Source organism: Acidovorax sp. 100, assembly GCF_003688355.1.
In the GTDB taxonomy this organism is placed as follows: domain Bacteria; phylum Pseudomonadota; class Gammaproteobacteria; order Burkholderiales; family Burkholderiaceae_C; genus Acidovorax; species Acidovorax delafieldii.
Genome location: NZ_REFD01000001.1, coordinates 587586 through 600775, shown reverse-complemented (window position 1 = coordinate 600775; position 13190 = coordinate 587586). Strand labels below are relative to the sequence as shown.

Below are 13190 nucleotides of genomic sequence, written 5' to 3'. Positions count from 1 at the left end.
AAATATTTAATTGCAATTGTGGATTTTCCTGCAAGCAGGAGTGCGAAATTTAGTGCTCCTAGTGCTTTGGTGCGTTTTGTATTGTGAAATTGTGAGCGCTTAAATTAATATTAGGCCTAATGTTCCGGGTAGGCTGATGATGGAAAGGGTCATATTTTATTCAGGAGCTCACGAAACTTCCTGATTTGCCTCCATGCTTTTCTATCAAGCGCACATCCTGTATCGCCATGCCTCGATCTGCGGCTTTGCACATGTCGTAGATAGTAAGCAACGCGATTTGTACAGCAGTTAGAGCTTCCATTTCAACGCCGGTGACGCCAATGGTTTCAACGGTCGCTGTACAAAAAATGCCTACGGTACCGCGTTCATAGATGTTAGTTGAGTCAAAATCGACGGTGATGCGTGTCAGTGCTAGCGGGTGGCACAATGGGATGAGATCACCGGTTCTTTTGGCCGCCATAATTCCAGCGATACGGGCAATGCCCAGTACGTCGCCCTTTTTGGAGGTGCCAGCCTCGATCAGGGAAAGTGTTGCGGGCTGCATTTCGATGCGGCCGCTGGCAACCGCAACGCGATGCGTGGCGGCCTTAGCTGATACATCAACCATGTGGGCTTGGCCCTGGGCGTCAAAGTGGGTGAGTGCAGACATAGGGTGGTAATTTGTCGGTTGGCAGGAAACATTTCTGCGAAAAGGCATCATACGAGGATGCTAAGCACCAATAGCGTCCCTGCAGAGCCTACAAATGAGTATCCGTTGGTTACTCGTAGGGCCCCACGGAAAATGCATGCAACGCTTTCTAGATTTGGGCGTGCGATCTTTTTGTTGGTAGCGATGGTGGGCGGGATAGCTTGGTCCGCAAAAGCTCAGCCTCCCCTCCCCACCCTCGGCGACACCAGCGACCTCACCACCAGCGCGGAGCGTCGCTTGGGCGACCGCATCATCCGCGAGCTGTACAGGGACCCCGACTACGTCGATGATCCGGTCGTGGCTGACTATGTGCAGGGGATCTGGCAGCCTCTCCTGTCCGCAGCCAAGTCACGCGGTGAATTGAGCCCCGAACTTGACGAACGCTTTGCCTGGGAGATCCTGCTGGGACGCGATCGTACTGTGAATGCTTTTGCCCTGCCCGGCGGCTACCTAGGGGTACATCTGGGGTTGATTGGTGTGGTGGCGACCCGCGATGAACTGGCCTCCGTACTGGCGCACGAGCTGAGCCATGTGACCCAGCGTCACATCTCGCGACTGATCACGCAGCAGAGCAAGCAGACGCCCTTGCTGCTGGGGGCCATGGTGTTGGGTGCACTTGCGGCCAGCAAGAACCCAGGCGCCACGCAGGCCCTGGTCGTGGGAGGCCAAGCCTTGGCCATTCAGAATCAGCTCAATTTCTCGCGGGACATGGAGCGTGAGGCGGACCGCATTGGCTACGGGCTGATGGCCCCCGCAGGTTTTGCGCCCCAAGGGTTTGTGAGCATGTTTGAAAAGCTGCAGCAAGCCAATCGACTCAATGACAATGGGTCGTGGCCTTACTTGCGCAGCCACCCGCTGACCACGGAGCGTATGGCAGACATGCAGTCGCGCATCCCTCCGGGTGCAACATCTGCGCCGGGCGCCGCAATGCAGGCTTCCAGCGAACATGCCATGGTGGCTGCGCGGGCGCGTGTGCTGTCTAACCCCGGAGTGGATACCTTGCGCCAGTGGATCGCTGAGCCCAAGGGCTCCGCGTTTCAGTCGCAGCCGCTGCCACGACGGGCCGCCGCGCTGTATGCGGCGGCGTTGGCAAGCAGCCAGTTGCGTGATGCGGCAAATGCGCGTCTGATCGCGCGCCAACTGGAGGACTTGGTGCGGCAGGACGCCGCTGCGCATCGCCAAGCACGCCTGTTGGTGGCAGAGACCGAATTGGCAGCTGGCGATGCATCTGCGGCCCTGCCGTCCATTCCAGATGGCAACAACGCACGCAGGCCAGAACTTGTGCTGCGTACCCAAGCCCTGTTGCGCGCCAACCGACCTGCTGACGCCACGCAAGCCTTGCAAACCTGGGTGGCAACCCACCCCAAGGATGCGACTGTATGGCAACTACTGGCGTCCACCTGGCAAGCACAAGGCCAGGCGCTCAGGGCGATTCGTGCCGAGGCAGAAGCGCAGGCTGCACGCTATGACTATGCCGCCGCTGTAGACCGGTTCAAGGCCGGCCAGGATATGGCTCGCCGAGGCGGTGCGGCGGTGGATCATATTGAGGCCTCCATCATCGACACGCGCCTGCGTGCGATGGAGTCACTTCTTCGCGAACAAGCCGCCGAGCGCTGATTCGATGACCAGGCCCAGCACCGAGTAGATCAGCGAACCCAGCAGCGCAGCCCCAAAACCGGCGACGTGGAAGCCGTTCAGCACGCTGGCCGCTGCCCAGAACATGAGTGCGTTGATGACGAAGAGAAACAGCCCGACCGTAACGATGGTGACGGGTAAGGTGAGTACGACCAGCACCGGTCGCAACACCACATTGAACAGGCCGATCACGAAGGCCGCGATCAGCGCCGAGGTGAAGCTTTTCACCTCCACACCGCTGTAGATGTAAGCCACAAACAGCAGCGATGCAGCGCTGAGCAGCCATTTCAGAAGAAGTCGCATGGCCGGAGAATAGCACTGGCCTGCTGTACTGCAATCGCTGGATGTGGCTTGCCAGGCCACACACACCTACCGGCCTATTCGAGCGCCAGCACCCACAACACACCAAAGCCGGTGAGCACGCTGCCTAGCGTGCCCGACAGTGACGACCAGCGCCCGTCCACGCGGCCTGTGGGCTGCAACGGCTCGGACTTGGGTCGGCGCGCGTCCACCACGGGTGCGGTCGCCATGCCGCCGGCATCTGCCTGCAGCTGAGCCGTGAGCTCGGCCAACGGGCCCTTGGCCACCACGGTGGTTACAGCCCCCGAGGGGGTATGCAGTGTCGGAACAATTTGTGCGAACAGCTTATCCGCCCACTTGGTACGCCAGTTCTCGCGGGTGCTGTGGCTCACCCATTTGCTGACACGGTGGGTCATGCGTGGCGCACACGCTACCAGCACCCAATGGGTGTGTGCGCTGGCTGGGCGCCCACACAGGGGTGCCAGCACTTGCTGTGCGTACGCTGCGTCGTCCACATACACGATGACTCTGTCCATACCCACCTCCAGGTGTGATGCTGACCACAGGGGAGCGGTATGGCCCCCTGCGCCGCCTCAGATGCAATGCAATTCGCGTGAAGCGGTCAGTGCCCAGCCGGTGCCGAGCCGGCACTGGCACGGCGAGCCAGGATGATCTTGCCAGCCAGCAAAACCAGCAGCGCACCGGCCACACTGGCCCCGTACTTCACGACATCGGTGACTTCCCCGCTCACGCTATCGACGGGCATCTTGAGCATCCACTGCCACTTGTCAGGGTTGGCGAGGGCTGGGTCGGTGACCAGCATGCCGCCGGCAATCCAGCCCAGCAGCATGCCACCCAGCGTGATGATGAGGGGAAACCGCTCCATGAGCTTGATGACCAGCTGACTCCCCCAGACGATGATCGGGATAGAGATCAGCAAACCCAGCACCACCAGCAGGAACGAATGGTCACCTGCGTTCTGGGCTGCGCCGGCGATAGCGATCACGTTGTCCACGCTCATGACCAGGTCGGCCACGATGATGGTCTTGATGGCAGCCAGCAGCTTGTCGCTACCTTGCACGTCGCCATGGCCCTCTTCATCGGGAGCCAGCAGCTTCACACCGATCCACACCAGAAGCAGCGCGCCCACGAACTTGAGGAAGGGCAGCGCCAGCAAGGTCATCGCAAAGGCGATCAGGATCACGCGAAGCACGATGGCGCCCGCAGTGCCCCAGATGATGCCCTTGGTGCGTTGTGCAGGGGGCAGTTTGCGGCAGGCCAGGGCAATGACCACGGCGTTGTCACCACCCAGCAGGATGTCGATGATGATGATCTGGCCGAGTGCGAGCCAGAATTCGGGCGAAGCCAAAAAGTCCATAAATTCCTCAATGTCAGTGGCGCGAAACGAGGATCCTGGCGCCACTGTAGCGCCGAGTCCCCCGCAGGGATAGGGGGCTTACGGTGACCTGGTCAAGGAAGGCTTGCCCCAGACAGGGGGAGACATGGCAAGCGAAGGGACGGCCTTGATCAGCCCACGATGGGCCCATCAAAGGTCTTGCTCAGTTCTACACAAGCTGGTTGTGCGTGAACCCGGATTGCCGGAAGCAAAGCTTCGTATTGACGACAAATCCGATGCCTTGTGCCGCTCAAGCCCGGATAGCGGTGGGCTGGCTGGCAAGGCGGGAGCTACTCCCCTTCGAGACCGCGATTGGAACATTACCGGCGAGGCAGCGCAAGGGCCGGGGTGTTGTGGTTACTGCGTACACGCTGGGGTGGGGCTGGGCGTGCTGCCTCGCCCGGGGAAATACGACGGATACCACCACTGCCAGCATCCCTTGTGGCGGGCCGCTATCATCCAGCCCCTCTTGTGCCCCTGCGCTTGCGCGTCCCTTGTCCCCCTTTCATGGCTGCCATCCACATCACCGACATCGAAGCTGCCATCAATCACTGGCGGCACCGTGCGCCCGCATCACCCGATGGGTTGGGTCTGGCGCCAGAGGTCCAGGCCCTGGGGGAGGTCTATGCGCTGATGGTCTACGGGCACACCACAGAGATCGACGAGGACAGCCTGCCTCCCGCAGCCATGGCGGCATGGCAGGCCTGGTACGACACGACGCCAGACACACCTTGCATCGCGATTTGCTCCACCAGCCAAGGCGACGACCTGTGCAAGGGCTGCGGGCGCACCTTCGACGAGGTGCAATTCTGGCCCTCGTTCACTCCGGCGGAAAAGCGGGGGGTGTGGCGCCGTATCACGCTGGAGCACTCGGCCTGGCGTTTCAACCGATACGCCGAGCGCGCGGCAGAGGGCGTGACCGCGCCAGGGGCGCCAACGGCGGGGTAGGTTGATGGGCGATGGGCTGTACGCACGCCCGGCAAACCGCTAAGGTGGCGCCATGCTGCGCCTGACCCAAGCTCCGAACATCGCCATCGCCACCCTGTGGGCGGATCTGCTGTGCGAAGCGGGCATGACGGCCTCTGTGCAGCGTCAGTACCTGGGCGCTGCCGCCGGACACCTGCCACCCGATCAGTGCCTGCCCGAGATCTGGCTGGACCACGAAGAGCACGCTGCGCGTGCACAAGCCTTGCTGCAAGAGTTACACAACCTGCCGCAGCGCCACTGGGCCTGTCTCTGTGGCGAGTGGGTAGAAGGCGGTTTTGAACAGTGCTGGAATTGCGGAGCGTTCATGCCGCGCGACTGACGGTATCGGGTGGTTTGCTATATATTTGATAGCTAGTAAGGTATATTCCTCTGGCGCTACCAGGAACTTTGCCCAAAAACGCCCTCACTTCCAGCGTACAGGCTCCACATGCACGCTGCCTTGTGTGCTGCTGAGGGTGATGGATCCTTCCTGCACTGTGGCCTGCAGCTGCATGCTGCGCTCGGCCAGCTGCGCCAGCGCTTGCGACGCCTCGGTCGGAATGCGCCAGACCTGCAGCTTGTCCAGCCGCGAAAGCTTGGTTTCAATGCCCTTCCACCAGATCTCGGCCGCGTGGTTGAAGCAGTACACGATCACCGAGTCGGCCTTGCTGCAGGCTTTGGTCAGGGGCTTGTCTTCCGGCTGCCCTACTTCGATCCACACGCGTTTACGGCCGGTAAAGTCCGTCAGCGATGCATCTGGGTCATCCGGGTCTGACAGCCCTGCGCCGAACGCGAGTGTGGCGTCGCCATTGCACAGGTCATTGAGCTGGTGCGCCTGAATGGCCAGGGCCGCCAGCCGCACCATCATGCGCTCGTCCGTCTCGCTGGGGTGGCGTGCCAGGGTGAGCGCATGGTCGGCGTAGTAGCCGTGGTCGATGTCGGCGATTTGCAGGTTCGCCTTGAAAATGGTGGATTTGATGGCCATGGGGTGTATCAAAAACAAGAGCTGCCAGCGCAAGTATTTACTTGCTTTGGCAGCTCTAGAGGTTTCAAAAGCCCGTGCTACCGGCACAGGCAGCTATCATTTTTATACGCGACGGGCCAGCTCGGCCGCCTTGCCCACATAGCTGCCGGGCGTCATCGCCAGCAGTCGGTCCTTTTCGGCCTGAGGAATCTCCAGCGACTGGATCAACCCGTGCAGCGCTTCGGCTGTCACGGTCTTGCCCCGGGTCACTTCCTTGAGCTTTTCGTAGGCGCCCTGCACTCCAAAGCGGCGCATCACCGTCTGGATGGGTTCAGCCAGCACTTCCCAGGACGCGTCCAGGTCTTCGGCCAGGGCTTCTTCGTTGATTTCGAGCTTGTTCAGGCCCGTGAGCAACGAGGCATAAGCCAGCGTGGCGTAGCCCAGGGCCACGCCCATGTTGCGCAGCACGGTGCTGTCGGTCAGGTCACGCTGCCAGCGGCTGATGGGCAGCTTTTCGGACAGGTGCTTGAGCAGCGCGTTGGCCAGGCCCAGGTTGCCTTCGGCGTTCTCGAAGTCGATGGGGTTGACTTTGTGCGGCATGGTGGACGAGCCGATTTCGCCCGCCTTGAGGCGCTGCTTGAAGTAGCCCAGGCTCACGTAACCCCAGATGTCGCGCGAGAGGTCGATCAGGATGGTGTTGGCACGGGCGACGGCATCGAACAGCTCGGCCATGTAGTCATGGGGCTCGATCTGGATGCTGTACGGCTGGAAAGTCAGGCCCAGGCCCAGAGGCTCGGGTGTCTCGATGACCTTCTTGCTAAAGGCTTCCCAGTCAAAGTCGGGCCAGGCAGACAGGTGGGCGTTGTAGTTGCCCACTGCACCGTTCATCTTGCCCATGATCTTGACGCTGGCGATGCGGTCGCAGGCGGTTTGCAGGCGCATCACCACATTGGCCATTTCCTTGCCCACGGTGGTGGGGCTGGCCGTCTGGCCGTGGGTGCGGCTGAGCATGGGCACTTCGGCAAAGGCGTGGGCCATTTCGCGCAGCTTGAGCACGATGCGGTCCAGCCCTGGCAGCACCACCTGGTCGCGACCCGAGCGCAGCTGCAGGGCATGGCTGGTGTTGTTGATGTCTTCGCTGGTGCAGGCGAAGTGCACGAACTCCGAGGCTTTTTCCAGCTCGGGGCGTGCCTCGAACTTGCTCTTGATCCAGTATTCGACCGCCTTCACGTCGTGGTTGGTGGTCTTCTCGATCTCCTTGATGGCTGCAGCATCGGCCTCGGAGAAGTTCTTGACCAGGCCCAGCAAGTAAGCGCGCGCTCCGGTGGTGAGGGGCTTGAACTCTGCAAACCCTGCATCCGACAAGGTAATGAACCACGCCACTTCCACTTGCACGCGGCGGTGCATGTAGCCGTGCTCGCTCATGATCGGGCGAAGGGCGGCAAGTTTGGGGGCGTAACGGCCGTCAAGCGGCGACAGGGCGGTGATGGTGGACAGGCTCATGGCGCACGATTGTAGGCGGGGCCGGTCGGCGGGGTTTGTGGGGGCGGCGCATCAGTCAGCCTCATGCCGGGTCGCTGTCGATAGAATCAAACCCGAATTGTTCAGCATTCCCCGCGCACTGGAAGACACACCATGAAATTGATCGGAGCCACCGCCAGCCCCTACGTGCGCAAGGTACGTATCGTGATGGCTGAGAAAAAGCTCGACTACCAGTTCGTGCAAGAAAACGTCTGGGCAGACGACACCCATATCTCTGCATCCAACCCCCTGGGCAAGGTACCCTGTCTGGTGATGGAAGGCGGCGAGGCTGTGTTTGATTCGCGCGTCATCGTCGAATACCTCGACACCTTGTCGCCCGTGGGCAAGCTCATCCCTTCCCAGGGCCGCGAGCGGGCTGAAGTCAAAACCTGGGAGGCCCTGGCCGACGGCGTGATGGATGCCGGCATCCTGGCCCGCCTGGAAGCCACCTGGGTGCACCGCAAGGACAGCGAACGCAGCCAGGCCTGGATCGACCGTCAACTGCTCAAGGTGAACGATGGCCTCAAGTCCATGAGCCAGGGCCTGGGCGACAAGCCCTATTGCAGCGGCATCCATCTGAGCCTGTCGGACATCGCCGTGGGTTGCGCTCTGGGTTGGCTTGAGTTCCGCTTTCCCGAGATCGCCTGGCGCAGCGAGTACCCCAACCTAGGCAAGCTGCTCGACAAGCTGATGCAGCGCCCGAGTTTCGCGGACACCAAGCCTGCCTGACCCCGTCGCTCGGCTGCTGAAAGGCTCCGGCGAGTCCGTCCTCCCGCGGAGTGCCGCGGGTCTTTGTGCAGTTCCGGTCCCCTGCTTGCCGTATGCTCCCGGGCGTATGAACGAAATGGTTCAAAACCCACCCCCCACCGCTGGTACCAGGGCGACCCGCCAGCGCGCCGCGCGCGAGGCCGCGGCCACGCCGGGCGCCGACCGGGTGCGCGTGAACGACCCAGACCGCACCATGGCCAACATCCTGCAGGTGGCCACGGCAGAGTTTGCCGACAAGGGCCTGGCCGGAGCCCGCATCGACGAGATCGCGGCACTGACCAGCACCAGCAAGCGCATGATCTACTACTACTTTGGTAGCAAGGAAGGTCTGTATGTGGCGGTGCTGGAAGACGCCTACCGCCGCATCCGGCGCATTGAGTCCGAGCTGCACCTCGAAGACCTGGCGCCCGAGCAGGCACTGCGCACGCTGGTCGGTTTCACGGTGGACTACCAGCTTGCCAATCCCGACTTCATCCGCCTGGTCATGAACGAGAACATGCACCGGGGCGAGTACATCACCCAATCCGCCACGATCCAGGAACTGAATATTCCGGTCATCCATGCCGTGCGCGACGTGTACCAGCGTGGCGTGGCGGCGGGGGTTTTTCGTCCGGACGTGGACCCTGTCGATCTGCACATGTCGATTTCGGCGCTGTGCTTTTTCAACGTGGCCAACCGCCACACCTTTGGCGCGATCTTCAAGCGCTCGCTGGATACGCCTGCCGCCACGGCGCAACGCCGTGAATCGATCATTGAAATGATCGTGCGCTTTCTGCGGCCCTAAATCGAATCCCCCCGGCGCTGCGCGCCTGGCACCCTGCTGTTCTTCAGGGCCATGAGCCGGAGGACGCTCTTCGCCGGGCGTGGTTGACCCTCCAATCGCGGGCCCACCGCGCGCCACCCGGTGCTGCCCTATCGCTGTTCGCGAGCAGGGTTTGCACCTAGATCAAATACTAACCAGTTCGTACAAAATTAAATCCACTAACTGATAACGACTGGAGACACCATGCTTGCACTGGCCGACCGCTGGCTCGGGCGATACACCCGCGCACTCGACATGCTTTCCGGCCTGTGTCTGGCCATCATGGTGGTGCTGGTGTTTGGCAACGTGGTGCTGCGCTACACGGTGAACTCGGGCATCACGGTGTCCGAAGAGCTGTCGCGATGGCTGTTTGTGTGGCTGACCTTCATGGGGGCCGTGGTGGCTTTGCGAGAGCATGGGCACCTGGGCACCGATGTCTTGGTGTCCCGCCTGCCCTCTGCGGGCAAGAAGGTCTGCCTGGTTCTCGCACAGATCTCGATGCTGTATGTCTCCTGGCTGCTGCTCAAAGGCAGCTGGGCCCAGATGCTGATCAATGCCGACACCGAAGCGCCGGTGACCGGGGCGTCCGTGGGCATCTTCTACGCCAGCGGTGTGCTCATGGGCGCATCAGCCATTGCCATTCTGGTCCGCGATCTGCTGCGCACGCTCTTTGTGCCAATGGGCGAGCATGAGCTGGTCATGGTGCAGGAAAGTGAAGAACTCGCGGCACTGCAACACCGCACGGAAGACGCCAGTGCCACCCCTCCCTCGGCGGGCACACGCCGCTGATCCCTCTTTTGCACTGGAACGCGCACCATGACCGTCACCATCTTCCTCGGTTCCCTGCTGCTCGCCATGGCGATCGGTGTCCCCATCGCTTACGCGCTGCTGATCTGCGGTGTGGCGCTGATGTGGCATCTGGACCTGTTCGACGCGCAGATCCTGGCACAGAACGTGATCAACGGCGCGGACAGCTTCCCGCTGCTGGCCGTGCCGTTCTTCATGCTGGCGGGCGAGATCATGAATGTGGGCGGGCTGTCCAAGCGCATCGTGAAGCTGGCGCTCACCGTGGTAGGCCATGTCCCCGGTGGCCTGGGCTACGTGGCCATCATGGCGGCCGTGATCCTGGCGGCAGTGTCGGGCTCGGCCGTGGCGGACGCGGCGGCCTTGGCGTCGCTGCTGCTGCCCATGATGGTGGCTGCGGGGCACAACAAGGAGCGTTCGGCGGGCTTGATTGCCTCCGCCGGGATCATCGCGCCAGTGATACCGCCCTCGATCGGCTTTGTGATCTTTGGCGTGGCCGCCAACGTGTCCATCAGCAAGCTGTTCCTGGCGGGCATTGTTCCTGGCGTGCTGCTGGGGCTCTCGCTGGCTGTGACTTGGTGGTGGCTGGTGCGGCGCGAGAACGTGGCGCCGCCGAAGCGCGCAACGCGCGCCGAGCTGCTGCTGGCGTTGCGTGAAGCCGTGTGGGCCCTGGGCCTGCCCATCATCATCCTGGTGGGTCTGCGCATGGGGGTGTTCACACCCACCGAGGCTGCTGTGGTGGCCGCCGTGTACTCGTTGTTTGTCGCGATGGTCGTGTACCGCGAGCTGACCTTGCGCCAGCTGGTGGATATCTTCCAGACCTCCGCACGCACCAGTGCCGTGGTCATGTTCCTGGTCGCAGCTGCCATGGTGTCGGCCTGGCTCATCACCGTGGCCGATCTTCCGTCCGCTGTCATCGGCATGCTGGAGCCTTTCATGGGCAACCAGACGCTGCTGCTGATCGCCATCATGGTGCTGGTCATGGTGGTGGGCACCGCGATGGACATGACGCCGACCATCCTCATCCTCACGCCCGTGCTGATGCCGGTGGTGAAGGCCGCGGGCATTGACCCGGTGTACTTCGGCGTGCTGTTCATCATCAACAACGCCATTGGCCTCATCACGCCGCCCGTGGGCACCGTGCTCAACGTGGTGGCCGGGGTGGGCCGCATTTCCATGTCGCAAGTCACCCGGGGCGTCATGCCGTTCATGGTGGCGCAGTTCATCGTCATGTTCCTGCTGGTGCTGTTCCCGTCCATTGTTCTCGTGCCCTTGCGCCTGCTGGGGGGCTGACCCTCCCTCCCGCGCCTACCGTTTCTGCCTGCCAAAAAACCAAGGAGACCATCCCATGAAGCTGCTCAAGACCCTGCTCGCCACGGCCCTCGTCGCCGCATCGCTGCTGCCCGCTGCGCACGCGCAGGAGCGCACCATCAAGTTCGCCTTCCAGAACCAGAAGGACCACCCGCAGGCCCAGGGCGCGCAAAAGTTTGCCGACCTGGTGGCGGCCAAGACCAACGGCCGCATTGCCGTCAAGCTCTTCCCCGGCGGCACGCTGGGCGGCGACCTGCAGACCGTGTCGGCGCTGCAAGGTGGCACGGTGGAGATGACGGTGCTCAACGCGGGCATTCTGTCGGCCCAGGCCAAGGAATTCGGCATCTACGACTTCCCCTTCCTGTTCGCTACGCCCCAAGAGGCTGACGCCGTGACGGACGGCCCCTTCGGCAAGAAGCTGCTCGACAAGCTGCAGGCCAAGAACCTGGTGGGCCTGGGTTATTGGGAGCTGGGCTTTCGCAACCTCACCAACAGCAAGCGCCCCATCACCAAGGCTGAAGACATTGCAGGCCTCAAGATCCGCGTGATCCAGTCGCCCATCTACATCGACATGTTCAACGCGCTGGGCGCCAATGCCGTGCCCATGCCCTTCCCCGAGCTGTACACGGCCATGGAGCAGAAGGCCGTGGACGGCCAGGAGAACCCGTTCTCCACCATCCTGTCGTCCAAGTTTGCGGAGGTGCAGAAGTACCTGACCGTGACGCGCCACATGTACAACCCCCAGGCCGTGATCGTGAGCAAGAAGTTCTGGGACAGTCTGAACCCTGCTGACCAGAAGGCGCTGACCGACGCCATGGCCGAGGCCACCACCTTCCAGCGCGGTGTGTCGCGCGTGCAGGCCAATGTGGCGCTGGAAGACCTCAAGAAGGCCGGCATGCAGGTGTCCGAGTTCTCGCCTGCCGAGCTGGACAAGCTGCGCGCCAAGGTGAAACCCGTGGTCGAAAAGCACAGCGAAAAAGTGGGCGCAGAGACGGTGAAAGAGGTCTACGCCACGCTGGCCAAGCTGCGCGGCGGCAAGTAAGCCCCACGCTGCCCTCCCTGCACGGCTGCCAGTGGCCCCGCCACGCCCGGCCGTGCATTCACCCCGTATCCCGCCCGCCCCATGAGCATCCAGCTGCTTGATCCACCGGTCACCACACCCACGTTCGCCATGCCATCCACAAGCCCCCGCAAGGTGCTGATCGGACTGATCGGTGCCGGCATCCAGAAATCGCTGTCGCCCGCGCTGCACGAAGAAGAAGCGCGCCACCACGGCATGCGCCTGCACTACCAGCTCATCGACCTGGACCGCTCTGCTTCCTCGGCGGAGCATCTGCCCACGCTGTTGTCGGCGGCGCGCATCATGGGCTACGCGGGCTGCAACGTGACCTACCCCTGCAAGCAGGCGGTGATTCCGCACCTTGACAGCCTGTCCGAAGAAGCGCGCGCCATGGGCGCCGTGAACACCGTGGTCATCCAGGGCGGAAAACTCGTGGGCCACAACACCGACGGATCGGGCTGGGCCTGGGGCTTTACCCGCGCACTGCCTGGCGCCGACCTGCGCCGCGTGGTGCTGCTCGGCGCGGGCGGTGCCGGCGCTGCGATTGCACACGCCGTGCTGCGGCTGGGCGCCGAGCACCTGAGCATCGTCGATGCGCAGCCCGAGCGTGCGGCTCAACTGGCAGCCGACGTGAATGCGCTTTACGGCGTCCGGGCCGAAGCCTCCGACATCCAATCGGCCATGGCGCAGGCCACAGGCCTGATCCACGCCACGCCCACGGGCATGGACAAACTGCCCGGCCTGCCACTCGATGTGGCCCTGCTGCGGCCCCCGATGTGGGTGTCCGAAGTGGTGTATTTCCCGCTCGACACCGCCCTGGTGCAGGCCGCACGCGCGCTGGGCTGCCGGGTATCCGACGGCGGTGGCATGGCTGTGGGACAGGCCGTAGGCGCTTTCGAGCTGTTCACCGGCGAGGCGCCCGATGCGGCGCGCATGGATGCACATTTCCGCCGCCTGGTCAGCACGCGCTGATGC

At 62.7% G+C, this 13190-nt stretch carries 15 protein-coding genes; 9 read left to right on the top strand and 6 right to left on the bottom strand.

From position 1 onward, the window contains the following. Nucleotides 1-160 precede the first annotated feature (160 nt). On the bottom strand, nucleotides 161-649 hold the full coding sequence (moaC, locus tag C8C96_RS02840; RefSeq protein WP_121941354.1) for a cyclic pyranopterin monophosphate synthase MoaC: 489 nt from the start codon (nucleotides 647-649) through the stop codon (nucleotides 161-163). 183 nt (nucleotides 650-832) lie between these two features. Here moaC and C8C96_RS02835 point away from each other — a divergent pair, with 183 nt between their 5' ends. Continuing rightward, a complete protein-coding gene (locus C8C96_RS02835; protein ID WP_121943842.1) occupies nucleotides 833-2305 on the top strand; it encodes a M48 family metalloprotease in 1473 nt (490 codons plus the stop codon). Here the strand turns inward: C8C96_RS02835 and C8C96_RS02830 are convergent. From C8C96_RS02830 to C8C96_RS02820, 3 genes are all read right to left on the bottom strand, one after another. Further along, complete coding sequence (locus tag C8C96_RS02830; protein ID WP_121941353.1) at nucleotides 2273-2626, bottom strand: phage holin family protein; 354 nt, start codon at nucleotides 2624-2626, stop codon at nucleotides 2273-2275. The genes C8C96_RS02835 and C8C96_RS02830 overlap by 33 nt on opposite strands. 74 nt (nucleotides 2627-2700) lie before the next feature. Then, nucleotides 2701-3159, bottom strand: coding sequence for a hypothetical protein (locus C8C96_RS02825; protein ID WP_121941352.1), 459 nt, complete (start codon nucleotides 3157-3159; stop codon nucleotides 2701-2703). Nucleotides 3160-3245: 86 nt separating this feature from the next. Continuing rightward, nucleotides 3246-4001, bottom strand: coding sequence for a TerC family protein (locus C8C96_RS02820; protein WP_056056589.1), 756 nt, complete (start codon nucleotides 3999-4001; stop codon nucleotides 3246-3248). A gap of 525 nt (nucleotides 4002-4526) precedes the next feature. Here C8C96_RS02820 and C8C96_RS02815 point away from each other — a divergent pair. Together C8C96_RS02815 and C8C96_RS02810 are read left to right on the top strand one after the other, a co-directional pair. Next, nucleotides 4527-4967: a DUF3717 domain-containing protein gene (locus C8C96_RS02815; protein ID WP_121941351.1), complete on the top strand. Its 441-nt coding sequence runs from the start codon at nucleotides 4527-4529 to the stop codon at nucleotides 4965-4967. Between the two features lie 52 nt (nucleotides 4968-5019). Further along, complete coding sequence (locus C8C96_RS02810; RefSeq protein ID WP_121941350.1) at nucleotides 5020-5325, top strand: DUF2007 domain-containing protein; 306 nt, start codon at nucleotides 5020-5022, stop codon at nucleotides 5323-5325. 84 nt (nucleotides 5326-5409) lie between these two features. Here C8C96_RS02810 and C8C96_RS02805 read toward each other — a convergent pair whose 3' ends face one another. Beyond that, complete coding sequence (locus C8C96_RS02805) at nucleotides 5410-5970, bottom strand: YaeQ family protein (protein WP_056057564.1); 561 nt, start codon at nucleotides 5968-5970, stop codon at nucleotides 5410-5412. Between the two features lie 102 nt (nucleotides 5971-6072). After that, on the bottom strand, nucleotides 6073-7452 hold the full coding sequence (gene purB / locus C8C96_RS02800) for an adenylosuccinate lyase (RefSeq protein WP_121941349.1): 1380 nt from the start codon (nucleotides 7450-7452) through the stop codon (nucleotides 6073-6075). 132 nt (nucleotides 7453-7584) lie between these two features. Here purB and C8C96_RS02795 point away from each other — a divergent pair, with 132 nt between their 5' ends. From C8C96_RS02795 to C8C96_RS02770, 6 genes are all read left to right on the top strand, one after another. Continuing rightward, nucleotides 7585-8199, top strand: a complete 615-nt coding sequence (locus C8C96_RS02795; protein ID WP_056742845.1) for a glutathione S-transferase N-terminal domain-containing protein — start codon at nucleotides 7585-7587, stop codon at nucleotides 8197-8199. Between the two features lie 106 nt (nucleotides 8200-8305). Continuing rightward, on the top strand, nucleotides 8306-9022 hold the full coding sequence (locus C8C96_RS02790; RefSeq protein WP_116748312.1) for a TetR/AcrR family transcriptional regulator: 717 nt from the start codon (nucleotides 8306-8308) through the stop codon (nucleotides 9020-9022). Nucleotides 9023-9244: 222 nt separating this feature from the next. After that, nucleotides 9245-9829, top strand: a complete 585-nt coding sequence (locus C8C96_RS02785; RefSeq protein ID WP_121941348.1) for a TRAP transporter small permease — start codon at nucleotides 9245-9247, stop codon at nucleotides 9827-9829. 27 nt (nucleotides 9830-9856) lie between these two features. Then, complete coding sequence (locus tag C8C96_RS02780) at nucleotides 9857-11137, top strand: TRAP transporter large permease (RefSeq protein ID WP_015016272.1); 1281 nt, start codon at nucleotides 9857-9859, stop codon at nucleotides 11135-11137. 55 nt (nucleotides 11138-11192) lie between these two features. After that, nucleotides 11193-12197, top strand: a complete 1005-nt coding sequence (locus tag C8C96_RS02775; RefSeq protein ID WP_099731779.1) for a TRAP transporter substrate-binding protein — start codon at nucleotides 11193-11195, stop codon at nucleotides 12195-12197. A gap of 81 nt (nucleotides 12198-12278) precedes the next feature. Then, nucleotides 12279-13187 carry a shikimate dehydrogenase gene (locus tag C8C96_RS02770; protein WP_121941347.1) on the top strand — a complete coding sequence of 303 codons (909 nt, stop codon included), beginning with the start codon at nucleotides 12279-12281 and terminating at the stop codon, nucleotides 13185-13187. The last annotated feature ends 3 nt before the right edge of the window (nucleotides 13188-13190 follow it).